The sequence below is a fragment of the Bacillus silvicola genome (assembly GCF_050524305.1).
GTDB classification, from domain to species: Bacteria; Bacillota; Bacilli; order Bacillales; family Bacillaceae_G; genus Bacillus_A; species Bacillus_A cereus_AT.
The window spans coordinates 67,827-92,280 of sequence record NZ_JBNGVC010000004.1 but is presented as its reverse complement, the minus strand read 5'-3'; the positions used below and the strand labels follow the sequence as shown (position 1 = coordinate 92,280).

The following is a 24,454-nucleotide window of genomic DNA, read 5'->3' as shown; positions in this document are numbered from 1 at the left end:
TTAATAAATTATTGATGTCGTTATGGATCTGAATATGATAAGGCGATAGAATATTTTGAATCGCTTTTTTAATCCGACATCCTCGAAAAATAAGCATTCATATATCTCTGGATTGAACGCACTTTCAAGTACCAAACGATCTATTTCTGAAGCATCCTGCATGTTAATCCACTTGTTAGGATTTTGTAAATCTCCCTTTTTAATCAAATATCCGTTTAATTCTAGGTATGTTTGAATCTTTTCAGCAGGAAATATTAAATAGTCATACTTCTCATTTTCTACTTCAAATATTCTTTTTCTATCTAGTAAGAAGTCCATTGTATCGCCCCTATATTTTTATAATTTTCTATTTTATTTTATCATTTAATTGCATTCCAAGATATTTTTGTACAGGATTTCTTATAAGCAATGAAAAGCAAGCCTTCCTAAAAGGCTTTTTTTATTTTTGTAGACAACAGGTGACAACGTATATCAGACAATCAACGATGAATATCCTTTACCAAGGTAATTATCAAAGTGAATACCAAGTTCATAACCAAAGAATCTATCATGATAGTACTATCAAACGAAATCGTTGTTTTCACTATGTATATATGCATTTTTGGTTTTTGTTTATAAAGGGGGAATTCGTTGGAAAACAAAATGGCAGTAAAAGAAACGTGTGAGTATTGTCATTGTTTTTTGTCGCTTTGGATGTATTGGGAGTATTACGGAAAGAAGTATTGTTCGGAAGCCTGTCAACATCTAGATAACAAATAAGGGGAAGTGACAATGGAAAATTCTTATGAGGTTATTGGTAATCAAATAAAATTCTATTTGAAGAATGATCTAATGAAAGGATGGAATCAAATTCCGAGCCCGCAATTTAGGAATAGCCAAGAAATATCTGAATGGTGTAGGAGTTCGACGAACGAGTTCATGTGTCAATGGGATGCGCTTAATCAAAATGAGATGAGTACAACGGATACGACGGATTTTTTGTACAGATGGATGAGTTGGTATGTGACAGAACCATTGAATAGTACCGCACGAGAAATACGGAAATTACCAGATGAACTTGCGAACTTCCTAACAAACGTACCTGTTGATGCATTTGAGCTAATCAAAAATACCTCTCACATGGTTTTGGATTGTATTTACTTTGCACTGGACTGGATACAACAATTATTAACGATTTTGTTTTTCTAGGAGGGAAAAATATGTTTAAGCGAAAAGAGACAATTTCTTTCCAATCCTTCATGAATCAGTCCTATAAGAAGAAAAAACAAACAAAGATATACAGTATAGGTCCTATCAGTCCACTTACATTCTTCCATATGTCACAGCCACTTGTTCAAACGTATCTTGCACTTGGCGTATTAGGGGGGCTTACGATTGGAGCTGTTTTATTAGAAAAATACTTGATACGTAATGATCATATGTTTCCGGCAAAACTTGTTTCAGAAGGGCTGTATTACGGTGTACGGATAGGTGGAATTGGATTCATTGGCTATGTATTCATTCGTATTTTGATGATGTTATAGGGGGCGATGTACTTGAAAGAGTGGTTACAAAAAAGAAAGTATAAACATCAATTAGAAACAGTGTTTCGAAAAGCGAAGCTATATGATGAGCATGTTACAAGAGGAGGCAAGGTTCCGATTTTTCCTAAAATCCATGACATCTTAGAACAAAAAGAAAGTGTGCGGTACACTTTTACATTGCCGAATGGAGTGGATCCAACGCAAATTCAAAAGAAATGGTTTTGCTTCCAGCAAATTCTCGGGAAGAATCTCATGATTAAAGGTAGTGTGAAAAAATTTGTACTTCATGTATTCTTTTCCGATGCGGGGTTAAAGCAATTTACGTACCGATATAAGCAATGGATGCCGTTATTAAAAGAATGTCGCCTTCCTGTTGTGGTAGGTCGGGACCAGTTCGGTAATATGATTGTGTATGACATGATTGATTCAAACACACCACATTTATTAATTGCAGGAGAAACGGGAAGCGGTAAAAGTAGTATGGTCCGTGTTGTTCTGTCCACATTCATTCAAAACATGTCTCCTGATAAATTACATTTGTACTTAGGTGACTTAAAAAACTCTGAATTTCATTTTTTACGAAGAGTGAAACATGTGAAAGATGTTTGTATGGAAGAAATGGAAATGACAGCAATGTTGAAAAAGCTCTGGAAAGAGGTGCTGCATAGAAGAAAATTGATGGAAGAATATGAAGTGGGTCATATTGATGAATACAATGAAATAACCGCAAATGAACAAATCCCCTATATATTAATTGCGATTGATGAAGTGGCAATGCTTCAGGATGAGCAAGAATGTACCACCATCATAGAAAAAATATCCGCAGTTGGCCGATCGCTTGGTATTTTTCTTATGCTGAGTATGCAACGTCCGGATGCTAAAGTGTTAGATGGCAAATTAAAGCTCAATATGACGGTAAGAATGGGCTTTAAATGTGCGGATTCTATAAACAGTAATATCATGGGTACGCCAGGATCTGAAAATTTGGAGCAATCTGGACAAATGATTCTAAAACTAAATGGATTACAAAAGGTGCAAGCTCCTTTTCTAGAATTAAGTAAAGCGAAGGAGATCATAGAACCCTATCGTATACCAAAAGAACAAGATGCTATGAATAAGGAGTTAGAAGAGCATAGACAAGAAGCTGTATTTGGGGTGTTAGATGATGTTAACGAATAGAGACAAACAGATTATCAGCCATTTACAGCAATTTCGTTGTATGTTGCGGGATGATATTATTGATCTTCATTTTAAGAAAGTAAAAAATGCTGTAACTTGTTGTAATACCGTTATGAAGCGCTTATGTCGTGAGGGATATATTGATGTAGACACTTCTCAACGCCCATACGTATATTTCCCTTATCCTAATCCAATCCGAAAGGGAAGCCAAAAAATCCGGCATTTCTTAGCGATTGTAGGTGTATACAAACAGCTACTACAGGTTGAAAGACCAAAAGTGTTCCAGGTAGAACCAAAGTATAAGAAAGGGTATATGGAGCCAGACATATTTGCAGTTTGGCGAAAAAGTCCATTCTTTATTGAAGTGCAAAATTCTATCTACAGTAAAGCAGTTATGCAAGCAAAGATAAAACGATACGAATTGTATTTTCATAGTATGGAATGGCAAAAAGAATCATGGCAGCCAAAGCATACGCATGTATTCCCTTCTCTGTTACTTCTTACCGATTCCAAATATCCAATCTCCAGCTCAAATTTCCGCATCTTTCAAGCCACCTCTATTGAGCACTTTCTAAAGCAAGTAACACCAAAGTCAAAAACAATCTCTGTACAGGTTGGATCATCGAAAAAACAATTATAATGAATTGGCGAAATAAAAAATCATCTCTTAAAAAATTAGAGATGATTTTTTATTTTAATCTAACAAGTATATCTTAATTAGCCTATTGAGCGTTTGTGATAATGTATTTTCCTTCCTCATTTTTATCAATTTCCTCTGTGGCAAAGGAATCTACCGAAACCTCATTAATTTTCCAAGTTTTTTGATCTGTATCATACAGTGCGTTAAGTTGCACATTATAAACTGCATCTTTTTCAGGTGAATATTTTTGAGCTGGAAGATGATATTTTGCTTTCCCTTCCATTTCTAAAATAGGATATCCTTTATCGTTTGAGAAAATCTTCACTACTTCTTTATTTAAATATGATTTCACAAGTGTTCCTTTCCACGGATCAGACCATGTATTACGTGCTGCAGAAGCAAAAGATTCTGCTTGTTTGTTCTTATATTTTTCAGTTACTGTTTTGAAAGGCTCAGTGCTTTGTTTGGTACTTGCATCGCCATATTCTTTTAAGAATGTATGGAAGAATTGATTTACCTTTTCCTCATCGACTTTAAATATATATTTTTGTTGTTTTCCAAATAAAGAGCTGTTTTTTTGATCGTTCAATTTAGAAATTCCATCTTTTGACCAGGGAAAATCAGCTTTTAATTGTATTTCCTTTTCATCCTTCTCATTAATGGGACCGAATTTTTTTGATTCAGCATCTCCAACCTTAATACCAGTAGCCTTGCCTTTAAATAAAATTTCTGAACCCACAAATTCCTTAGATAAATCTAATTCGTTTCCTTTCAGACTGAGTGATACATCTTCAATAGGATCGTCTCCGCCTAAATGAATAGTGTCTTTATCTGTTACCGTTGTCCATTTGTATTTTTTAATTCCAGTTAGTTCATATACTCCAGGTAAAAAAGGTTTATCAAATATGGAAGGTGAAACTTTCTTACCATTTAAGGATAAGACAACATCTTTATCTATATTTTTAAGATTAATTTTTGCTTTTGCGGGTTTAACAACATAATTATCAAAAAATATCCAAGTTTTCCCTTCTTTCACTATTGTATAGGGTAATATTGCCTTACTACGTGCTTCCAATGCTTTAGCGGAAACAGCTGTATTCTCTACATCCATAACATCTACCATTACGGGATACATTTGCTTATATTCATTGGATTCCTTTAAAAATGACTGTACACCGTCTTTGGCAAATGGAGCAGATTGGGCATCTTTTGGTAAAAGTGATAAGAATGTATCAGCGTCTTTCTTTTCAAAAGCCTGTAGTAATTTTTCTCGTACTTCTTCTTTAGAATGACGGGTTATTAATCCAGTTACAATGAATCCTACAATGCACAATAAAACAATTCCTGTTGTCAGTATTCCTTTTTTACTTTTTAGATAAGAAATTTCCACAACTTCTGTCCCCTTTTCAATTTTTTTATAATTTCATTATAAGATAATAAATAAATGGAAAGAAGTGGTGGAGATTGATTTTTCAGAAAAATTACACTTTATCAATACTTTTCAAAATTATCAAACCTTATTTCAATGCTACATATCCCAGAAATCGCTCATTTTCTTCCTAGAATCAACTTTACGTACAGCTTTTAAAAGTCTTGCTATAGTTTTTTGACTTGGAATATAGTTAGGATCATTGCAAGTCTTAGAAATTGTATTTTTATTTAGCTGTGTAGCCTTTTCTAATTCCTTTTGAGGTATTCCATTTTTGTCTAACCATTTTCCTAATTTGCTACGTTTTTTTCTAATACCCCACATGTAGGATTCATCTCCCTTCTTATCTGGCAACAGCTTGTACAAAATTCTTAAAATATATACCTTGTTCCTAATCTTTTAGGAATATGTCTGGATATCAGAACATATATTGTAAAAAATAACACAAATAATTTTTTGTACTTTTTTTGTGGAATATAGAATACATATACATTGCAACACTTGTTGATAAAAACATGTATAGTGACAAGTGTTGCATAGCCGGTTTCGTGAAAAGATTGTAATTTTATTAGATTGATAGTCGATTTAAGAGAGCATTGCGGTAAAATCGCAGTGCTTTTTAATGTTGTATATATGCTAGGGTATCGATGTTATTTTATTTGCCTATATCGTTAACTATTTTTGTTATTCAATAAGAGGTGATTAAAATAAAGTTCAGAGGCATGTCTTTTTTGATGTAGAATAATAACAGAACAGGAGGTGGACGTGTCCATGGACGATACCATGAATATGGATAATACTACACAAGAAAAAGCCTATTGGGCTGCGGAGGTTGCAGAGCGCCTTAAAACAAATACCTCTACATTGCGTAATTGGACAAATGCATTAGAAAAAGAAAGTTATCAGTTTATTAAAGATGCTAACGGACGTCGAGCATTCCTAGAAAAAGATATTGAAAATCTAAAATTACTCCAGAAATGTTTGAAAAATAATATGAGTATGAAAGACGCTGTCCATGCTGTTATATCAATTGTTGAAGGGAAAATACGGACAGGTGTTGTCCGTGAAAAAGACCGTCCCTTAATACGTCCGTTAAGCGAGGACGCTGTAGAAAGAATTGTAAATGAGGCATTAGAAATTCAGCAAAAAGAATTTGAAGAAAAAATAGAAAAACAGAATAAAGATTTCGAAAGAATGCTGAATCAAAAACTGACGGAACAGGCAGAATTCATTTTAAAAAATATAAATGAAATAACGGAAAAAAGGGATAGAACAGCCTTGGAAGTAGAAGTTAAAAAAATAGAAGAAACTAAAAAAAGTGGATTTCAAAAATTACTAGGTTTTTTTAAAAGTTAAATTAAAAAAAGAGTTGCCCTTATATAAGAGCAACTCTTTTTATTTCACTGTATTATGCATACGGATCATCGTCTAAATCATCTAGTTTATTCCAAGATTTATTTTCTTCTTCGTCATGGGATTCCCTAGGCTTCGTTATTTCTTGGTTTGTTTCGACATGTGTTTGATCCAGAGCAGGTGTATGAACGGATTTTGACTCTTCATCTTGTTTGATTGGTAAAGGCTTTGTTTCGCTATCTAATGAAAACGTATACTTACGCGGTAGAATTTCCGCTACATCTGTATTACCGATTTGTTTATGAAGTTGTTGCGCCGCATACAAAAAAAACATTGTTAGATCACTTTGGTTGTTAATGAAATCAATCATTTCTTGCGAAATGTCTTTTTTAATATAGACATTTGCTCTATCTCCAGCTTTGTATACTTTACGAGCCATTATTTTTCACCGGCAGGAGTCAAAGCTTTTTCTTTTAAAGCCTTAAATCGTGGAGAGCAAGTGTATACCAACAAACCACGAGCGTTTACGAAAAGTGGATTTTTTAAGAAAATAACATTTGTTAAGCGTCCTTTTTGTTCTAAAATTTGCTGTAAGCTTTCTTTTACGATTGCAGCACCGCCACCATAAATAAACACATATGGGTCATCTTTCATATCATCGATTTTATTGATAATATCCGTTGCAATTCGATTAGCTAAACCTAATAACGCGCCGCGTGATGCTTCTTTTAAGCGAGTATGACGGGGATGCTCTGAATCTAGATAAATCGCATTGAATTCAGCAATACTATCAATTGTTTTTTGTTTATGGTTCAAGTTCCAAACTTTGATGATATCAAGTAAAGTTTCTTTAACTCCATATGGTAAGCCTCTACTCATTTTATGTTTAAAGCTAACACCTTGTGAAACAACTTCTTCAATAGTACCAGCGCCAATATCAAAAGATAATAATGTTTTATCAACAAAGTCTGTTTCTGTAACTTTGTCTTCTGTAGTTTCTACTTTACGTTTAATTACTTTACCTTTTTCATCATATACAATTCCCCATGATCCAGCAGCGCCCTCTGGTAAGCATTTGCAATACTCTACCTGGATATTAACTGTTACTTCACGTCCGCTTGGATGATGGAATTTGACAGTATGATGATTCATATAGCGTTGTGCAAATTCTTCGGCTGTTTTAGGTGTGATTGTTGCGACAGGTAATGCAACAGAAAGATCATACTTTACATTGATTGTATTTTTGTCTGGTTGCCTTTTAATTGCACTAACTGCTAAACCAGCTAAAGTCACAAGGACCACAAGATCATCCTTAGATTTATCAGATTTCTTTTCCATTTCAATTCCTTTGATGTTCTCTTCGATCACCTTTTGCCCAACGATATAACGCATATTGTTTACTGTTAAGGCTGGTGATGAAATGGTAACATCAATATTATTTTCTAATTCTTCAACTGGAATATCTTCATCACTTAAAATGTTTGTTGCTTCTCCAATATGATGTGAATAGATACTTGGTATAAATAAAGGGTCTTGCCCTAAAACCATTAATTTTAAACCACTGTTCCCCGCGTCTGCACCAGCTTCAAGAATTGTCATATATAAAACCTCCTAAAGATTATTTATCATCGATTAACTTAATTCCATTATATGCTAAATATGACGAAAAAGTCAATACAATTTCACACAAATAAACAAAATTTAATACAAGTCAATACAAAAGCACCCGCAAAACCTCATAAAAAGTATTAAAATATCAGTAATTTTTATATTGATAAGTGTTAACTCATGTTCATTTGTATTGACTTATATTCACTTTACCGCGAATGACATATAAAAGCTCTGGCTTTCTTTGCACCAGGGCTTTTAAAAGTTAATTAGATTGTGTTTGTTTTGTTCTTGATTCCAGAATTGAGTGTATCTATGCAATGCTTCAACGCTTTTTAATCCTAAATACGCTTTGATTTCAATGGGTTTCATGCCATTTTGCAATGCATTTAGGATAAATCGATTTCGCAACATAGTAGGTGTAACTTTAATTTCAGCACGTTTCACTTCTTTCTGCAGCATTCGTTGAACGGCAATCCGGGTCAATGCAGCTGGTTGATCCTTTTCATAATCCCAGCGAAATGTTTGCGGTCCAAAGTCAAAAGCAACAAAGAAGGGATCCCCTGTCTGTTGTCGTGGCCGTATAAGCTTCGGGATTTTTTTGTAATACGACAAGACAAGCTTCATATCTTCTTTTGATAGGGTAATAGAGCGCTTATAGGCATGCAAACCGCCTGGCGTGATGGTATTGGTCCCAAAATGGATATCATGCATAGAGAGCGTGATAATGTCCTGGATTGCCAGTCCATAATTCAGCATGAAATGAACCAATAAAAGATTGCGTTCCATAATGAATTTTCTTCCTGACGCCTGATATTCCGTCAATCCCTTATAGCTTCGCATAACTTGCAATATCTTTTCTATTTCTTCATCGGATGCAAAGTGCTTAGAGTTGAGTTTGGGTGGTGCTACGTCGCTTTTTAAACTGTCTGCGGCACCGTGAAACTGTAAAAAGTTGATTAAAATCCCTCGTACACGCTTCACATTCGAAATCGAAGCCCTACGTTCCTTTTTAAGAGATTTTAAGTAACGTTCTAATACATTTACATCAAAAGAGCGAAAAACGTCTTCTGGGCATGATTTGAGCTGTTTCTGAACCGAAGAGACAAACAAGGTCAAATCATACCGATATTGTTTTACTGTAGAAGGCTTGCGGCCACGTTTTAACAAATCAGTAAGGAACAAATCAAGGGCGGAATCCCATGTCATGGTTATATACTCCTTTGTCCTAAAAATTGTGTACCGCAATTATATTGGAAAACCGCCAAAACATGCAATAGGGGATTCTAGGCTTCTTTGTTTTTATGTTGGGTATCAATGGCTGGCATCATGGACGAGGGAGGAGTTGTGAGCACTGGCCTGGCCGAAGTTGGCATCAGTGATGAAGGGGCACGATAACAGGCAAGACAGCTGGAAGGCGAATAATGTATGGAAATGGTAGGGAAGCCGTTGAGCGAAGAATGGGGGCCGCCGCGCCGTGAATGTAGTTGTAGAAACTTTCTGCCTGTCAACGGAATCTGATTCATAGCTGAATCGAGATTCCGTTGACAGGAGAGCTGAGCCTTCACCTTTTATATTCGGATATAGTAATTAGTCCGATAGTATCAATACTTGAGAATACTTTTAAACTGATGAATAATTGATGACCGTTAACATTAATTATTCACAAGGGAGTCATCAAAGTTTCATTGATTTTTCATCGAATTATTTGCTTATTAATATAGTTTCCTTTGTAACAAATTCATACAGATTACAATTTTTCAAATTATGATCTGTATGAAAAATAGACGAATAATCTCATATTGTGAGTGAAAATACGTTTGTGTTTTAAAAGGGGATTTACATATGATGGATGAAATAGTATGTATACCTGTGGTGCTAGTTGATTTAGAAGCATCCTAAAGAGTACTTCAAAGTATTCTCAAACCGTTCCCTCGCTTTATCTAGCATGAGACAATAAACAAGTAAAATGCTTTCTAGTCTACTTTCAAATCCTGATAGGGAGCGACTTCTAAAATCTTGTATCCCTAATCTTTCTAAGGATGAAAAGACTGTTTCAATTTTTTTACGTCGGTTGCCTAATAAAGTATCGTTGATTTTGTCCGCATCTTTCATATTTTTACGTAATGGAGTGGTAACTGTGACGCCCTTTCGAGCTATTTTTTCTTGAATAGAACCGCTTATATAGCCCTTGTCACCAAGAATATGGGAGACGGGAGCTTCGTTAACTAGCGTTTCTAACAGTTGCACATCGTGGATTTTAGGTGAACTAACCACATAGGCTATTGGAAAGCCAGATTCAGTAACTGCAGCGCTTATTTTCACTCCATAATAATACATTTCTTTGGTAGAATTATAGCCAATCTCAGCAATTGAACCCAGTACTTTTGCCCGACGATTTCGGATTTCTTTACAAAAAGGACTTGGGAAACTATCAACAATTGCCGTCATGACGTTTTTCGTTTTCTGTTTCACAAAAAAGAATCGGATGATTTTTATAGCATAAGTTAAACTCGCACAAAGTCGAGTGTATCGTGTTCTGCTTGGAAATTCGGTGAAGGATAGAATGGTTCGTACCGCAAGGTACGTGGCCCTTTGACTGGTGTAGCCAAGCATAAATCCCCACAAAATACAAGCAATTATCACAGTATCAGGCTGGATCAATTTATCCACATTCTTACGATTTTTAATCTTGTTTGGTACACATTTTTTATATAGTTTATTGACGATTTCTAAAATTTGGTAACTATTTAGTTTACTAAAAAACGCAAGACAAAGAAAGGAATTTTTTCGTTATGAAATTCCTCTCTAATTAGTTGATACATGTAAAATCCATGCTTCCTTCACGAATGAATTGTTCTAGTGTGTGGAATACAGGTTTTCCTTGTTTTTGTGCGGTTTGAATGAAACTTCTTGTTAAACAAAAGATACGCGCACCTTCTTCGGTACGAAACGTACCAGATACTTTTTGTTTTACTTTTGCCATCCGAATATCTCGCTCCGCTTCATTATTATCAAATGGAATATCAGCATGCGTGAGAAAGCCTAAAATTGCATCTTTATCACGCGCAAAGCGATCCAATAGGTTTTGGGAAGGAGATTGCTTTGAACGCTTTTTGGATGTGCTTTTTTCTATCGAGTGAGGATGACACTGGGCCCCATCCTGCAGGATGGCTTCATACCGGTACTCAATTTCGAGAAGGTCCCACAATGAAAGCTTTCCCTCTTTCTGTTCTTTGACTTGTTTCGCATCAACCAATAGCTCTTTCATGTCTTTTGCCCATTTTTCAGCAGTTTGCTCATAAATACCTTGTAAATCCCGCAAAAGATGAGCGTTACATAAAACATGTTGGCACTGTTCATATCCAGAATAGGCCGCAAGACCATCATGAACCGCGATTCCTGAAAATGTGGGTAGGACACCAATCTCATTCATGGCCTCTCTTCCACGTTTTGCATGTGTTACTTGAAGGTTTATCTCTTTTGTACTCATGGTATGTATCCACTGTAATTTTCGGTTCACACGAACTCCCGTTTCATCAAAATGAACAATGCGGGATTGTAACAAATGCGTTTTCGCTTTTTCTTCAAAAATATTCAAGCGCTTCCCGAATGTACGGTTCATATGAACCAGTGTTCCCTCGCTGATGGTATGGCCAAATTGATCACGGATATAGGCAGCTGTACGGGAATAAGAAATCATCTGGTAATTGATGAGGTATACCACTAATGCTTGTATACGAGGACCATATTGTACGGATTTGGTTACATGAGGTGAAAACTGTCCTTCTTCGAAAGACAGGCAATGGGAACAAACTTTTCTTTCCGCTTCATATTGAGTCACTTCTATTTTGGTAGAAGGTACATCGAAGACTTGTCGTTTTTTTTCGACTGACAACTTGTTCATTCTCTAAAGAAGATTGACATTTTGAACAAAGGGAAATGGGATGTATAACAATATGATGTGGGGATTTAGCAGGTACAAGCCTATGGCCCTGGTGACCGATTTGCCCACCAGGTTTACGTTCGGTTTTTTACCACTTCCAGACCCATGTGATAAGAATGAGAAATTTGTTCTGTATGCATAAACAGCATGCCTCCTTTCATTTTTATTATTAGTATGAGCGAAGACATTGAATGCTAAACTATGAATTCATAAATATCAATAATACTAACGGACTAAGCAGTTACAAAATTTGATTGAAAACGGTGTGAGTATCTGTATAATAATCTGTGTATTTAGGAGATTGCAAATCATTCACTCATTTCTTCGTCGTTTTGAGTTAAATATATGCAATCTTTTTCTGCTTTTCCAGCATCTTTTAAGATTCTAAATCAACTAGCACCACAGGTTATGTATATTTTTTTATATATGAAATATAAATATAAGTGGAAATTTCAGTTATATACTTAAAAATGAGTTTAAAAAACATAGATAGAAAGATTAAAAAATTTCATAGGATACTCTTATTATTAAATCTTGTTTTAAAAGAATTAAAAACATTAAATACATTAGGATTTATTTTAGGACATTTACCCTTACTCTCACAAGGAGTTAGAGATTTCTTCTTATTAAATTCCTTATTAAATTCCTAATGAAATCCAGCTATCATTCTATGATAAAATTCACGTGTATTTTTGCTGAAAATAATTTTAATACCTTAAAGTTTAATAATAAGATTATTAGATTATTAAAATAAAAATTATGGTAGCATGGCAAAAAGCCTTGTTAGCTTCAATTTTTTTGAACAAGGCTACATTAGCTTTATTTTGTTGTAAATACAAGCTTTAAGAACTAGCAAACTAATAAACTTTATTTCTTAAAGCCCATCCCTTCTCGAAATAGACCAAAGTCAATTGTACTCTTATAAGGCTTTCCAAATTCCGTATTAGCAAGATACTCTTTTGCTTCACGATCTCGGCGAGCTCTATTTGCGGTTAGTTGCTCTGTATATATTTTTATAAAGTGTGCAGGCGTACTTACTTCGGATTTGTTATGTTTAAACCGTTTTACACAATCTTCGAAGATTTTTATTGCATCTTGCCCAATATTCGATGGCATACGAAGAGCAATTGTGTATGCATCTTTCTCAGTAATATTTGTATCTTGAGTAAGAATGTACATATAAAGTTTCTGTTGTGCTTCACTCATGTAGTCATTCATTTCTTGTAATCTTGCCGCAAGTTTATCTCGTAAGCTAGCTTCCAATTTTTTATCTTTGTCAGAATTCGTTTCTTGTTCTTCAGTTTCTACAACAGGTTCGACAGGAGTGAACAGATCGAATCCATGGCGTGCAGGAACCGGATCATCCTCTTTTGTATCTGTATCCTTATGTTTTTTCTTACCAATTTTCTTGGACAGAAACTCTGTAAATGTAGAAAAAACATCAATTGTTAATGCCCATTTTTGCTTAAAATACTCAATAATTTTCAAGTAATTATTATGTAGGCTTAAAATGTAGATAGATGGCGCAATTTTATTGTGACGTCTGGTTTTAATTTGATGGCATACTTCCAAACCTTCTAGCCATTTCAGAATAAAGTTGATTAGTGGTACAGAAATACCCGATTTTTGGCTAATTTGCTCTTGTCTAACTTGGGAAAATCCCTCTTGAACAAGGTAGGAAAGCACGGTTTCAAGTGCTTCATATCGGCGTGGCGTTTTCTCGAAGTATTCTTTTGTAGTTTTGCCCTCGCAATCAAAAAGAATGCTATCAATATCTTTGATTACACTTTTGACTGCTTGATTGATAGCTCCCTTCTTACACTTAGGAATACGATATAATCGAGGGGATAGTTCTCGTTTTGCTGTACTTAGTAAAAAATTAGTTAGTAACACAAAAAGACCTCCTATTTTTCCCCAGTACACACTCTCAGAAAAATATTGGGAAAATAGCAGTTCTTATTCACATAAGTATCGCTTTGTGTTATAATTTCTATATAAAAGCGAATATTTTATATGTAATATAAAGAACCTCTACTTTCTGGGATATTTCAATTGGCGCTAGCTTCCCGGCCTGTTACCAATTGAATATAGACTGAGTGGGGTTTTTTTTTATGAAATAAATTTATTTTTAAGCTATAACATGTGCACTATATTCATTATAAAACTCATTTTAGAGAATAGCAATTCCTAAATGATAAATGAGGACCCTAAAGGGTCATCGTAATAAATTTTCTGGATATTCGAAATTTTATTTTTCAAAGTGGAATTGATTCGTTTTATTATATTATAAGTGATACATATACATAAGATTAATGCATATTTTTTATATTAAAATAGATTGGTTTAAACACAATTATGCATATTTGTTAAGGTGTATCTTGGGTTAATGTTAGAATTTTACTAATATTCACATAATATCTATTTATTCTGAAAGCCCTATAAAAAATAATGAAGGGTGAAAAGAATATGAACAGTGTTTATAAAAGATTTAATAATGTATTAGAATCTCAGAATAGAAGTTGGTCTGGTATCGCAAAGTCTACATCAACATCAGATTCGTCTATAACAGATTAGGGCAAAAAGAATAAACAAATTTCTGCTTTTAAAGTTGCTAAAATAGCGCATGAAATTTATCCAGGTAACGTAGAGATGATGGAGAAAAGTTGTATTGAAAACTTTTCTATATACAATAGGACAGCTAGGATAAATACTAAAAGATTATTTGCTCTTGCATATTTAAATGCAAATGAATCCATTTTGAAATATCTAATCCAAGTAAGTATGGATCATGAAGATTACCAGATTAGAAAATTTTCTAAGATAATGAAGTTATTTTATGCAAGGATAAAAAAGAGTAAGAGTGTAGATCAAATATATCTAGAAATTGAGGATGTTAGAGCCTGTTTATAGTCTTATCTTTTTATTAAAATAGCGAGAAATCCTAGGACAACCATTTGTTTACTTGTTTCTAGTTTTCTCTCTACATTTTTGAACAATCGTCTGTATTTTTCTAACCAAGCAAATGAGCGCTCTACGATCCATCTTTTAGGGATCACTTGAAATTGATGCAATTCGGACCGCTTGGCAACTTGTACTTCAGCATTCAATAGCTTTTGAATTTCTTTTTGAAACTTTTCTCCTGTGTACCCACCATCCGTGAGGATGGCTTCTATGGTTTCTTTCAATTCAGGATATTGCTCGTACATTTCGAGTGCGCCTTTTCGATCTGTGACATTGGCAATGGTAACATGGATTGCATGGGGAAATCCAAGAATATCTACACTGATATGTCGTTTAATACCAGAAACTTTCTTACCACCATCATAACCTTTTTGTTCAGCCGTATCTGCATTCTTAACACTTTGGACATCGACAATATTAAAGCTAGAGCTTTTGGGGCGATTCACTGCTTCCCTTATTTGCCCAACAATTTTTTTAATAAGGTCTCTAATAGACTACTACCTTCGGCATTGGATTTACTCCATTTTGCATAGTAGCGGTAAACATTTTGCCATTTGGGATAATCTTTTGGTAAAGCACGCCACTGGCAGCCTGTACTCAGAACATAGAGTAGTGCATTGAACACATCATAAAGGTCATACTTTCGCGGACTTGTGCGTTTGCTAAACGTTTCTAGTTCCTCACGAATGATCTCGAATTTTTCACGGCTGATATCACTTGGATAAGACATACACTCATCTCCTGTTTTTGCATACATCCTAACATATTTATAAGACTATAAACAGGCTCTTAGAAAAATAGTAACAAAAGAAGATGTAGATATAGCAATTTTGAGGGTGTTGCAAAACTCATAAATATCCAAAAATGAATGCATAAAAAAATCCGTTTTCCAGGAAGAATGATAGTATCTCACACTATCTCCGGAAAGGACGGATTTACTAGTATGATAACCAATTTTGAAGAAAATCAACCTGTTTTACAGATTTTATTTGCTTACGTAGACAGTTTAACTATTGGAGGCGTTCCGCCTGTTACAGGCCGTCCACCAATATGTAGAAAAGCTTTACTCAAATGTTTTTTCTTGAAAACCGTATTTCAAATCAACTCTTTACGTAAATTAACCCGTTTTTTGCATCAGTATCCTTCCTTTCGTACATCTTGTGGTTTATCTTTTGTTCCTCATATTTCTACTTTTTCACGTGTAGGCACTTGGTTTCGTGAAGAAGGAATTTCAGCCATTCATGAAAAGGTTCTTCAGGAACTTAATTTAGGACTAATTCCTTGCGTCTTAATTGATAGTACTGCTTTACGGAGTAGTTTGTATGATTCACAAGCGAGATGGGGGAAATTGACTCGTTATGGTTGGTATAAAGGATATAAGGCTCATGTTTGTTCTACACCAGAAGGTGTTGTATTGTCATATGCATTTACAACAGCGAACGTACATGATAGTAAAATGGCTCCTGTATTGCTTCGAGATATACGAGACCAAAATGTGTTGTTTTCCGTTGCAGATGCCGCTTATGATAGCCAACATATTTATAAAATTGCAGGTACGTTTGATATCTTTCCGGTAAATCCCATTAATCCACGAAATGGCGAACAACTTAAAAGTTCACACCGTCGTGTGTTATCACATTTTGTAAATACACCCTTTGGAAAACAACTGTTGAAAGAGCGTAGCAAAATTGAGCAACAGTTTAGTAAACTCAAAGATAAAGGGCTAGAACAGCCTCGTTGGTATGGTCAAAATCGCTATCTACTGCATGTTCAGCTAGTTTTTCTGATTCATAACATTGCATATTTATTTTAGTTTTGCAACACCCTCTTTGTATCTTTTGTGAAACTAATTCTATTTACTATAACTTTTTAATAAATTGAAGATTTACAAAAGAGGTAACTGCTTAGTCCGTTAGTATTATTGATATTTATGAATTCATAGTTTAGCATTCAATGTCTTCGCTCATACTAATAATAAAAATGAAAGGAGGCATGCTGTTTATGCATACAGAACAAATTTCTCATTCTTATCACATGGGTCTGGAAGTGGTAAAAAACCGAACGTAAACCTGGTGGGCAAATCGGTCACCAGGGCCATAGGCTTGTACCTGCTAAATCCCCACATCATATTGTTATACATCCCATTTCCCTTTGTTCAAAATGTCAATCTTCTTTAGAGAATGAACAAGTTGTCAGTCGAAAAAAAACGACAAGTCTTCGATGTACCTTCTACCAAAATAGAAGTGACTCAATATGAAGCGGAAAGAAAAGTTTGTTCCCATTGCCTGTCTTTCGAAGAAGGACAGTTTTCACCTCATGTAACCAAATCCGTACAATATGGTCCTCGTATACAAGCATTAGTGGTATACCTCATCAATTACCAGATGATTTCTTATTCCCGTACAGCTGCCTATATCCGTGATCAATTTGGCCATACCATCAGCGAGGGAACACTGGTTCATATGAACCGTACATTCGGGAAGCGCTTGAATATTTTTGAAGAAAAAGCGAAAACGCATTTGTTACAATCCCGCATTGTTCATTTTGATGAAACGGGAGTTCGTGTGAACCGAAAATTACAGTGGATACATACCATGAGTACAAAAGAGATAAACCTTCAAGTAACACATGCAAAACGTGGAAGAGAGGCCATGAATGAGATTGGTGTCCTACCCACATTTTCAGGAATCGCGGTTCATGATGGTCTTGCGGCCTATTCTGGATATGAACAGTGCCAACATGTTTTATGTAACGCTCATCTTTTGCGGGATTTACAAGGTATTTATGAGCAAACTGCTGAAAAATGGGCAAAAGACATGAAAGAGCTATTGGTTGATGCGAAACAAGTCAAAGAACAGAAAGAGGGAAAGCTTTCATTGTGGGACCTTCTCGAAATTGAGTACCGGTATGAAGCCATCCTGCAGGATGGGGCCCAGTGTCATCCTCACTCGATAGAAAAAAGCACATCCAAAAAGCGTTCAAAGCAATCTCCTTCCCAAAACCTATTGGATCGCTTTGCGCGTGATAAAGATGCAATTTTAGGCTTTCTCACGCATGCTGATATTCCATTTGATAATAATGAAGCGGAGCGAGATATTCGGATGGCAAAAGTAAAACAAAAAGTATCTGGTACGTTTCGTACCGAAGAAGGTGCGCGTATCTTTTGTTTAACAAGAAGTTTCATTCAAACCGCACAAAAACAAGGAAAACCTGTATTCCACACACTAGAACAATTCATTCGTGAAGGAAGCATGGATTTTACATGTATCAACTAATTAGAGAGGAATTTCATAACGAAAAAATTCCTTTCTTTGTCTTGCGTTTTTTAGTAAACTAAATAGTTACCATTATTTTGAGTGAACCATTTGCTTTCCAGTACACTTGTAAGTCTGTACTTGCTTGCTCTGTACTACGTTCTAATAAAACCGTTGCATCCTGGATAGTGCTGGTTCCCTTGTATACAACAGCGTTGTAGTTTGTTAGATTTGAAACAACTTTTAAAGATAGTTCACTACTCTTAGAGGATTTCGGTACTTGAATACGGAACTTTTCTCCTAGTTGGAACGTTTCTTTTGCTTCACCTTGCTCTGTAACAACCCGCGTACCTTCTGGTGCATTGTTCATTTGTACTTTGAATGTACCCTTCTTCGCGTTTGTTTGTACTGCATATGTTGTAGTTTCAAAGTATTCGCCGTTTAGCTGTGCTTCTTTTTTATCAGTTGGAATGACATTCATATATACATCTTGTGTGTCTTGACTCTGATCTGCTGCATGAATAATTGCTTTCGTTGCTTTTTCAACAGCTGCATCTTTAAATTGTAACTCTGCCGTATTGATTTGCCCCAATGAATTCCATAAGGCCAGCTGTGTGGAGTAATGTGCCTGTTCCCAAGTGGAAACTCCCAGTTCTTCTGGACTTTTTTGTGGGTATCCGTTTAACAAGACACGGTACACAATATCATCTGTTTTTCCACTCTCAGGAAGGTCTGATCCATTTGAGGACTTCAATCCATAGACCAGGCAATAGGCAACTTGACCCTTCGAATTTTTCAAAAGTTCAGTACGTATATCTTTCCCAAACTGTGGAGAGTACGCCCACTTCATCTCGTACTTTTCACGATTAATGACCTCAGCACTTGCTTTATTAAGCGGGATGAAGAAGCTCATGAGCAGTAAGAATACACTCATGACGAGTAGTAATACTTGATAGGATCGTTTCAAAATCATTTTTCACAGCTCCTTTTATATTTAATTTTCAATGAACAATATTTTCCATCAATAAAAATCTAATTTTCTTCAAAGCTATAAGTTAGCGTTATTGAATAGATTTTATATTTCAGATTAATTTGTTTTGCTTTACAATGTAGCTATAAGATTATAGAGTTACCTTTTAACAAATGTCTTTTACACTTTAGTGTCAAAACTTTATCCAGATACCGCATTTTGCTTTTTAGCCTTGTAATATGTTGGTGTAAACAATTCGTCTAAAGGTAAGTTATAATACTTCGCAATCATTATTGCTCTTGAAGCAATTGTACTCTTTTTACCCGTTTCTATAGCTTGAATTACGCCACATGGAATACTTAATTCTTTTGAAAATTGATTCATTGAGATTTCTTTACTTTCTCTAGCTAAACGTAATTTTGTTATCTGTTCTAGTTTACATTGCATGAATTACACCTCCTTTGTTTTTATTCTATTACACCTTTAAGGTGAAAGTCAACCCTAAAGGGATAAAAAATCCCTTTAGGGTAATGGAAGAGGGATTAATATGACAAATGATAATATATTTGGAAAAAACATAAAAAAATTAAGGGGGCTAAGGGGGATGTCTAGAAAAGAATTTGCCACTGCACTTGGAATCCCCTACACAACTGTAACAAATTGGGAAAACGGGACAAAAATCCCTAAAATTGATCGTATACCGGCAATTGCAAAATTTTTCAATGTAAGTGCTTCTGATTTACTTGATCATCCTATGTCGAATAACGAGTTACTTAATAATGATGATTCTAATGAAGACCCTATAAAACGATTATCGCGTATTTTATACGAAAAATATAAGAATGTACCAGATGAATATAAACCAGAAATTGAAAGGGAAGTACTTAGATATGCTCAATTATTAAAAATTGATATTGAATTAAAAAACAATAAATATTAAATAGGTAGACAATCGAATGTATTTATACATTCGATTGTCTACCTATTGGACTTGAATGTTCAAATCGAAAATGATGTTTTTCTACACACTCATTGTCCTCGATTAAATTATCAAATAAATCCAATAGTTCACTGCATAATTCAAAATCTTTACCACTAACAGTTATAATTTGCTCGTATAAATCTTTGAAATTTTTCATATTTTTACCCCTCTTTTTTCTATTAGTTTGTGAATTCATGAACTTTCTTTCTTCCGTACGAAATTTCCTTTTAGCAAGAATTCCCCCTAAACGCAGAAAAGACATCTAAAATAGATGTCTTTTCTTAATTCGTTCCACCTGGATCCATATATGAAACCATTAATTTGTATGGGTCTTTATTATTTTTATGTATTTCATTGTAATCAGGACTGATTACATTAAGAAAAATTGCACTTAACATATAAAATGTAACAAGTAATTTCTTCATTGTTTTCCTCCTTACAATCTAATTCAAATCAGTACTCTTTTTTAAAATTTTAGCATGTACTAATCTGGAATGTGCAGCTGTCGCAAACTGGACAAAAAAGAAATCATTATTCGATTTAAATTGATCAATTGCACGCTCTAGAATGCATTTGTCAGAGAAAATCACCCCTTTATACGCTAGTTGCATTGCTGTCAATACAGATTTAGCTTCCATCTCTATTATACGTTTTTTTGCTTCCACATGTTCACCTATTTCATATAAATATAAACACATTTCAGCAGGATGTAGAGTGTTTATATCAATAGTATATATATCTTTCTTCCAATATAACTTAGCGAAATTCATGTTATTCAATATAACTTCCTGCTTATAATCACATTTTCTTTCCTTACATATCTCCAACGCTTCACTTAAAACTCTTATACAATCCGAATAATCTGTAAAAATGTTACTTTCACCTATTCTTGAAAGTAACATCGCCTGCATCATTGGAAAAAATTCCAAATGTTTATATTGCCAAAGTAATTCATTGCACATTTTAAAAGCTTTAAGATTATTTTTTCTTTGAAGCGAGTAACTCCAAATGTAACTATTTAGTTTACTAAAAAACGCAAGACAAAGAAAGGAATTTTTTCGTTATGAAATTCCTCTCTAATTAGTTGATACATGTAAAATCCATGCTTCCTTCACGAATGAATTGTTCTAGTGTGTGGAATACAGGTTTTCCTTGTTTTTGTGCGGTTTGAATGAAACTTCTTGTTAAACAAAAGATACGCGCACCTTCTTCGGTACGAAACGTACCAGATACTTTTTGTTTTACTTTTGCCATCCGAATATCTCGCTCCGCTTCATTATTATCAAATGGAATATCAGCATGCGTGAGAAAGCCTAAAATTGCATCTTTATCACGCGTAAAGCGATCCAATAGGTTTTGGGAAGGAGATTGCTTTGAACGCTTTTTGGATGTGCTTTTTTCTATCGAGTGAGGATGACACTGGGCCCCATCCTGCAGGATGGCTTCATACCGGTACTCAATTTCGAGAAGGTCCCACAATGAAAGCTTTCCCTCTTTCTGTTCTTTGACTTGTTTCGCATCAACCAATAGCTCTTTCATGTCTTTTGCCCATTTTTCAGCAGTTTGCTCATAAATACCTTGTAAATCCCGCAAAAGATGAGCGTTACATAAAACATGTTGGCACTGTTCATATCCAGAATAGGCCGCAAGACCATCATGAACCGCGATTCCTGAAAATGTGGGTAGGACACCAATCTCATTCATGGCCTCTCTTCCACGTTTTGCATGTGTTACTTGAAGGTTTATCTCTTTTGTACTCATGGTATGTATCCACTGTAATTTTCGGTTCACACGAACTCCCGTTTCATCAAAATGAACAATGCGGGATTGTAACAAATGCGTTTTCGCTTTTTCTTCAAAAATATTCAAGCGCTTCCCGAATGTACGGTTCATATGAACCAGTGTTCCCTCGCTGATGGTATGGCCAAATTGATCACGGATATAGGCAGCTGTACGGGAATAAGAAATCATCTGGTAATTGATGAGGTATACCACTAATGCTTGTATACGAGGACCATATTGTACGGATTTGGTTACATGAGGTGAAAACTGTCCTTCTTCGAAAGACAGGCAATGGGAACAAACTTTTCCTTCCGCTTCATATTGAGTCACTTCTATTTTGGTAGAAGGTACATCGAAGACTTGTCGTTTTTTTTCGACTGACAACTTGTTCATTCTCTAAAGAAGATTGACATTTTGAACAAAGGGAAATGGGATGTATAACAATATGATGTGGGGATTTAGCAGGTACAAGCCTATGGCCCTGGTGACCGATTTGCCCACCAGGTTTACGTTCGGTTTTTTACCACTTCCAGACCCATGTGATAAGAATGAGAAATTTGTTCTGTATGCATAAACAGCATGCCTCCTTTCATTTTTATTATTAGTATGAGCGAAGACATTGAATGCTAAACTATGAATTCATAAATATCAATAATACTAACGGACTAAGCAGTTACAAAATTTTTAGGTGTTTTTCAAGTCAGTTTACGGTCGTTATCTAATCTATTGTATGTATCTGTAGTGGGCTCTTATGTTAATCATAAGAGCCTGTTTGCATGTTCAATTTGTTTTTATGTACAATAAGAAAAAGAGATCTTATCAGACAGGGAGAGAAAGCTCATGTCGAATCAAAAATTAGTCAATTTACGCATTGATTTTGCCTTTAAACAATTATTCGGAACATCCGGAAGCGAAGAAATTTTGCTGACATTTCTAAATGCAATGTTAGCAGATTCATTAGAGTCTCCCATTCAATCCCTTCAATTCGAAGATCCTCATTTACATCGAGAGCATGAAGAGGATAAATTATCGATTCTAGATGTATCTGCTACATTAGACACAGGAACCAAAATTAATATTGAAATCCAGTTGAATAATAATCACGATCTTTTAAAGCGTTCCCTTTATTATTGGAGCAAGCTCTATGCATCTCAATTAAAAAAAGGAATGCCCTACAGTTCACTTCATAAAACCATTACAATCAACTTATTGAACTTCGTCATGTTTAAAAACTACGAAGCATTTCATACGACGGGGAAACTGTGGAATATGCAACAGCAGCAACTCTTAAGTGACGATATCGAAATCCATGTCGTGGAGATTCCGAAATTGCTGCAGCAGTGGCGTGAGGAAAAAGTAAACCCATGGGAGGATTCGTTTGTTCGGTGGTTATTACTATTACCAGCTAATGAAGATGAGCATTTAACACATACATTGGAGGCGATTGCGATGGATCAGGATCCAATTTTACAAAAGGCGATGGATAAATGGGAACATATGAGTCAAGATGCTTCGTTCCGTCAAGCTTACGAAGCACGCGAAAAGATATTGATGGATGAAGCAGCTGGCATTGCACATGCATTAAATAAAGGGATCCAACAGGGAAAACGTCAAATGATTCTCGGTATGTATCGATTACAAATCCCAATAGAAACCATTGCACAAGCAAGTGAACTAACGATTGAAGAAGTAAAGAAAATCATAGAGCAAGCATAAAAGAGGCGGACTTTGGACCGCTTCTTTTTACGAAAAAACACAACAAAGACAGTTATGCCAGACTGTCTTTGTTGTGTTTGTGATTTTGCAAGCATTCGTACGTATATATCATATCAAAATAGCTTCTACCATACAAAAGAAAAGCCTATATGTATAGAGTATATTGTGGGAACAATCCTCAAAAAAGAGATACAGCCACGATAATCTGTGACTGTATCTGTTCTCTGCGTAAACTCACTATATCTAGCAACTAACCCTTACAGATTGCTCTTCATTTCACAGTATACCTTAACTTGTGGTGAAAATACATACGTTTTACACTAACCCCTTGAATGTGCCCCTGGCTCACAATGATGTCCGCCACCATTTACATGTGCATACAATTCAGCGGGCACGTCAATATGATGACCACCAGTGTTTCCATGTTGTGAATATTTTGAGCCACCAGGTTCTCTGGTATGATATCCAGTATTTCCATCTGCATAGCTATAATTCATTTGAATGCTCCTTTTTTGTTAAAATTAACATAGTCGTTCACATGAAAAATAAACGTCTTAGCTTTTGAGGTCTACTTTAAAATTTATGATTTTCAGTCCCTTTGATAAAAGTTAAATACCTTTTCCATGTTTTTTAATAGGTGAACCACCTGTATCTCCATGAGTAAATTTCGGCTTTACATATTTCATTTGAATGCCTCCTCTTAATATTATATTTTCATGCTATAAACGTATTTCAGGGAGGAATATCATTATATGACTAAAAATTCTGTTATTTAATATGTTGCACAATCGCAAAAATAAGGCATATGGCAACCATTCCTTCTTTTTTGAGCCACTCAGCAATTTTACAGTTTTAGTAACGTTTTACTGTACTGACTACAAAAAATATAAAAATGTTATTATAGTGGCCCCAAAAGTAACGAATCGTTGCCATATGCCCTTTAAGCATCTTACCGATACCGGGATTTTTCAAGATAATTTCTTTCTTGTTTTCATATTCATCTACAAGCTTCTTTTGTCTTTTTTCTAACTTTTTAATCAGTTTCTCCATCTTTTTCGTCAAAGAAAATGTCAAGTCCATTGAAATCATCCTCCTTACCTACAGAACCTTC

26 protein-coding genes and 2 pseudogenes are annotated in these 24,454 nt (G+C 35.0%); 10 read left to right on the top strand and 18 right to left on the bottom strand.

What is annotated here, in order from left to right; all coding sequences use genetic code 11:
* Complete coding sequence (locus tag ACP6L7_RS10325) at positions 1-318, bottom strand: hypothetical protein (protein ID WP_430529196.1); 318 nt, start codon at positions 316-318, stop codon at positions 1-3.
* Between the two features lie 312 nt (positions 319-630).
* Between ACP6L7_RS10325 and ACP6L7_RS10320 the strand changes: the two genes are divergently transcribed.
* The 5 genes from ACP6L7_RS10320 to ACP6L7_RS10300 are packed head-to-tail and all read left to right on the top strand — an operon-like array spanning position 631 to position 3,342.
* Positions 631-759, top strand: a complete 129-nt coding sequence (locus tag ACP6L7_RS10320; protein WP_430529195.1) for a hypothetical protein — start codon at positions 631-633, stop codon at positions 757-759.
* A gap of 12 nt (positions 760-771) precedes the next feature.
* The gene (locus ACP6L7_RS10315; protein WP_430529194.1) at positions 772-1,188 is read left to right on the top strand and encodes a hypothetical protein; all 417 of its coding nucleotides are present in this window, start codon (positions 772-774) and stop codon (positions 1,186-1,188) included.
* A gap of 11 nt (positions 1,189-1,199) precedes the next feature.
* Positions 1,200-1,523: a hypothetical protein gene (locus ACP6L7_RS10310; protein WP_430529193.1), complete on the top strand. Its 324-nt coding sequence runs from the start codon at positions 1,200-1,202 to the stop codon at positions 1,521-1,523.
* Positions 1,524-1,535: 12 nt separating this feature from the next.
* Positions 1,536-2,702 carry an FtsK/SpoIIIE domain-containing protein gene (locus ACP6L7_RS10305; protein ID WP_430529192.1) on the top strand — a complete coding sequence of 389 codons (1,167 nt, stop codon included), beginning with the start codon at positions 1,536-1,538 and terminating at the stop codon, positions 2,700-2,702.
* Positions 2,686-3,342 (top strand): replication-relaxation family protein, encoded by a 657-nt coding sequence (locus ACP6L7_RS10300; protein WP_430529191.1) that lies wholly within the window; start codon positions 2,686-2,688, stop codon positions 3,340-3,342. The genes ACP6L7_RS10305 and ACP6L7_RS10300 overlap by 17 nt, the downstream gene beginning before the upstream one ends.
* An 82-nt stretch (positions 3,343-3,424) precedes the next feature.
* Here ACP6L7_RS10300 and ACP6L7_RS10295 read toward each other — a convergent pair whose 3' ends face one another.
* Positions 3,425-4,732 (bottom strand): TcaA second domain-containing protein, encoded by a 1,308-nt coding sequence (locus ACP6L7_RS10295; RefSeq protein ID WP_430529190.1) that lies wholly within the window; start codon positions 4,730-4,732, stop codon positions 3,425-3,427.
* Between the two features lie 138 nt (positions 4,733-4,870).
* A complete protein-coding gene (locus ACP6L7_RS10290; RefSeq protein ID WP_087997680.1) occupies positions 4,871-5,095 on the bottom strand; it encodes a helix-turn-helix domain-containing protein in 225 nt (74 codons plus the stop codon).
* Between the two features lie 447 nt (positions 5,096-5,542).
* On the opposite strand from ACP6L7_RS10290, the gene ACP6L7_RS10285 reads away from it, so the two are divergent.
* Positions 5,543-6,127, top strand: coding sequence for a MerR family transcriptional regulator (locus tag ACP6L7_RS10285; protein WP_430529189.1), 585 nt, complete (start codon positions 5,543-5,545; stop codon positions 6,125-6,127).
* Between the two features lie 52 nt (positions 6,128-6,179).
* Here the strand turns inward: ACP6L7_RS10285 and ACP6L7_RS10280 are convergent, their stop codons facing one another.
* The 7 genes from ACP6L7_RS10280 to ACP6L7_RS10250 form a co-directional block, all read right to left on the bottom strand.
* Positions 6,180-6,563, bottom strand: coding sequence for a hypothetical protein (locus tag ACP6L7_RS10280; protein ID WP_430529188.1), 384 nt, complete (start codon positions 6,561-6,563; stop codon positions 6,180-6,182).
* Positions 6,563-7,723 (bottom strand): ParM/StbA family protein, encoded by a 1,161-nt coding sequence (locus ACP6L7_RS10275; RefSeq protein WP_430529187.1) that lies wholly within the window; start codon positions 7,721-7,723, stop codon positions 6,563-6,565. The genes ACP6L7_RS10280 and ACP6L7_RS10275 overlap by 1 nt, the downstream gene beginning before the upstream one ends.
* Positions 7,724-7,990: 267 nt before the next feature.
* A complete protein-coding gene (locus tag ACP6L7_RS10270; protein ID WP_430529186.1) occupies positions 7,991-8,941 on the bottom strand; it encodes a tyrosine-type recombinase/integrase in 951 nt (316 codons plus the stop codon).
* Positions 8,942-9,619: 678 nt separating this feature from the next.
* Positions 9,620-10,471 carry an IS982 family transposase gene (locus ACP6L7_RS10265; protein ID WP_430529206.1) on the bottom strand — a complete coding sequence of 284 codons (852 nt, stop codon included), beginning with the start codon at positions 10,469-10,471 and terminating at the stop codon, positions 9,620-9,622.
* 73 nt (positions 10,472-10,544) lie between these two features.
* Complete coding sequence (gene tnpC, locus ACP6L7_RS10260; protein ID WP_430529182.1) at positions 10,545-11,630, bottom strand: IS66 family transposase; 1,086 nt, start codon at positions 11,628-11,630, stop codon at positions 10,545-10,547.
* A 915-nt stretch (positions 11,631-12,545) separates the two neighbouring features.
* Complete coding sequence (locus tag ACP6L7_RS10255) at positions 12,546-13,571, bottom strand: Replicase RepFR55 (RefSeq protein WP_430529185.1); 1,026 nt, start codon at positions 13,569-13,571, stop codon at positions 12,546-12,548.
* Positions 13,572-14,590: 1,019 nt separating this feature from the next.
* Positions 14,591-15,369 (bottom strand): IS5 family transposase gene (locus tag ACP6L7_RS10250; protein ID WP_430529184.1). Its coding sequence is split into 2 segments (ribosomal slippage): positions 14,591-15,108 and positions 15,108-15,369, totalling 780 coding nucleotides; the frame shifts between segments, so codons are not numbered across the junction.
* Positions 15,370-15,582: 213 nt separating this feature from the next.
* On the opposite strand from ACP6L7_RS10250, the gene ACP6L7_RS10245 reads away from it, so the two are divergent.
* Both ACP6L7_RS10245 and tnpC (ACP6L7_RS10240) read left to right on the top strand, forming a co-directional pair.
* Positions 15,583-16,452, top strand: coding sequence for a transposase (locus ACP6L7_RS10245; RefSeq protein WP_430529183.1), 870 nt, complete (start codon positions 15,583-15,585; stop codon positions 16,450-16,452).
* 376 nt (positions 16,453-16,828) lie between these two features.
* On the top strand, positions 16,829-17,914 hold the full coding sequence (gene tnpC / locus ACP6L7_RS10240; RefSeq protein WP_430529182.1) for an IS66 family transposase: 1,086 nt from the start codon (positions 16,829-16,831) through the stop codon (positions 17,912-17,914).
* Positions 17,915-17,984: 70 nt separating this feature from the next.
* Here tnpC (ACP6L7_RS10240) and ACP6L7_RS10235 read toward each other — a convergent pair.
* Both ACP6L7_RS10235 and ACP6L7_RS10230 read right to left on the bottom strand, forming a co-directional pair.
* Positions 17,985-18,866 (bottom strand): annotated as a pseudogene (locus tag ACP6L7_RS10235) (thioester domain-containing protein); the annotation flags it as partial.
* 198 nt (positions 18,867-19,064) lie between these two features.
* Complete coding sequence (locus ACP6L7_RS10230) at positions 19,065-19,310, bottom strand: helix-turn-helix transcriptional regulator (RefSeq protein ID WP_098771590.1); 246 nt, start codon at positions 19,308-19,310, stop codon at positions 19,065-19,067.
* A gap of 100 nt (positions 19,311-19,410) precedes the next feature.
* On the opposite strand from ACP6L7_RS10230, the gene ACP6L7_RS10225 reads away from it, so the two are divergent.
* Positions 19,411-19,803 (top strand): helix-turn-helix domain-containing protein, encoded by a 393-nt coding sequence (locus tag ACP6L7_RS10225; RefSeq protein ID WP_098771589.1) that lies wholly within the window; start codon positions 19,411-19,413, stop codon positions 19,801-19,803.
* Between the two features lie 22 nt (positions 19,804-19,825).
* On the opposite strand, the gene ACP6L7_RS10220 is transcribed toward ACP6L7_RS10225, so the two are convergent.
* The 4 genes and pseudogenes from ACP6L7_RS10220 to tnpC (ACP6L7_RS10205) form a co-directional block, all read right to left on the bottom strand.
* A complete protein-coding gene (locus ACP6L7_RS10220) occupies positions 19,826-20,002 on the bottom strand; it encodes a hypothetical protein (protein ID WP_430529181.1) in 177 nt (58 codons plus the stop codon).
* 124 nt (positions 20,003-20,126) lie between these two features.
* Positions 20,127-20,270, bottom strand: a complete 144-nt coding sequence (locus tag ACP6L7_RS10215; RefSeq protein WP_179861919.1) for a hypothetical protein — start codon at positions 20,268-20,270, stop codon at positions 20,127-20,129.
* Between the two features lie 18 nt (positions 20,271-20,288).
* A pseudogene (locus tag ACP6L7_RS10210) lies at positions 20,289-20,891 on the bottom strand (AimR family lysis-lysogeny pheromone receptor); the annotation flags it as partial.
* A 34-nt stretch (positions 20,892-20,925) separates the two neighbouring features.
* Complete coding sequence (gene tnpC / locus ACP6L7_RS10205; RefSeq protein ID WP_430529180.1) at positions 20,926-22,011, bottom strand: IS66 family transposase; 1,086 nt, start codon at positions 22,009-22,011, stop codon at positions 20,926-20,928.
* A 456-nt stretch (positions 22,012-22,467) separates the two neighbouring features.
* On the opposite strand from tnpC (ACP6L7_RS10205), the gene ACP6L7_RS10200 reads away from it, so the two are divergent.
* Positions 22,468-23,343, top strand: coding sequence for an Rpn family recombination-promoting nuclease/putative transposase (locus tag ACP6L7_RS10200; RefSeq protein WP_430529179.1), 876 nt, complete (start codon positions 22,468-22,470; stop codon positions 23,341-23,343).
* A 320-nt stretch (positions 23,344-23,663) separates the two neighbouring features.
* Here the strand turns inward: ACP6L7_RS10200 and ACP6L7_RS10195 are convergent, their stop codons facing one another.
* Together ACP6L7_RS10195 and ACP6L7_RS10190 are read right to left on the bottom strand one after the other, a co-directional pair.
* A complete protein-coding gene (locus tag ACP6L7_RS10195; protein ID WP_430529178.1) occupies positions 23,664-23,840 on the bottom strand; it encodes a hypothetical protein in 177 nt (58 codons plus the stop codon).
* Positions 23,841-24,195: 355 nt separating this feature from the next.
* Complete coding sequence (locus ACP6L7_RS10190; RefSeq protein WP_430529177.1) at positions 24,196-24,423, bottom strand: hypothetical protein; 228 nt, start codon at positions 24,421-24,423, stop codon at positions 24,196-24,198.
* Between the last annotated feature and the right edge of the window lie 31 nt (positions 24,424-24,454).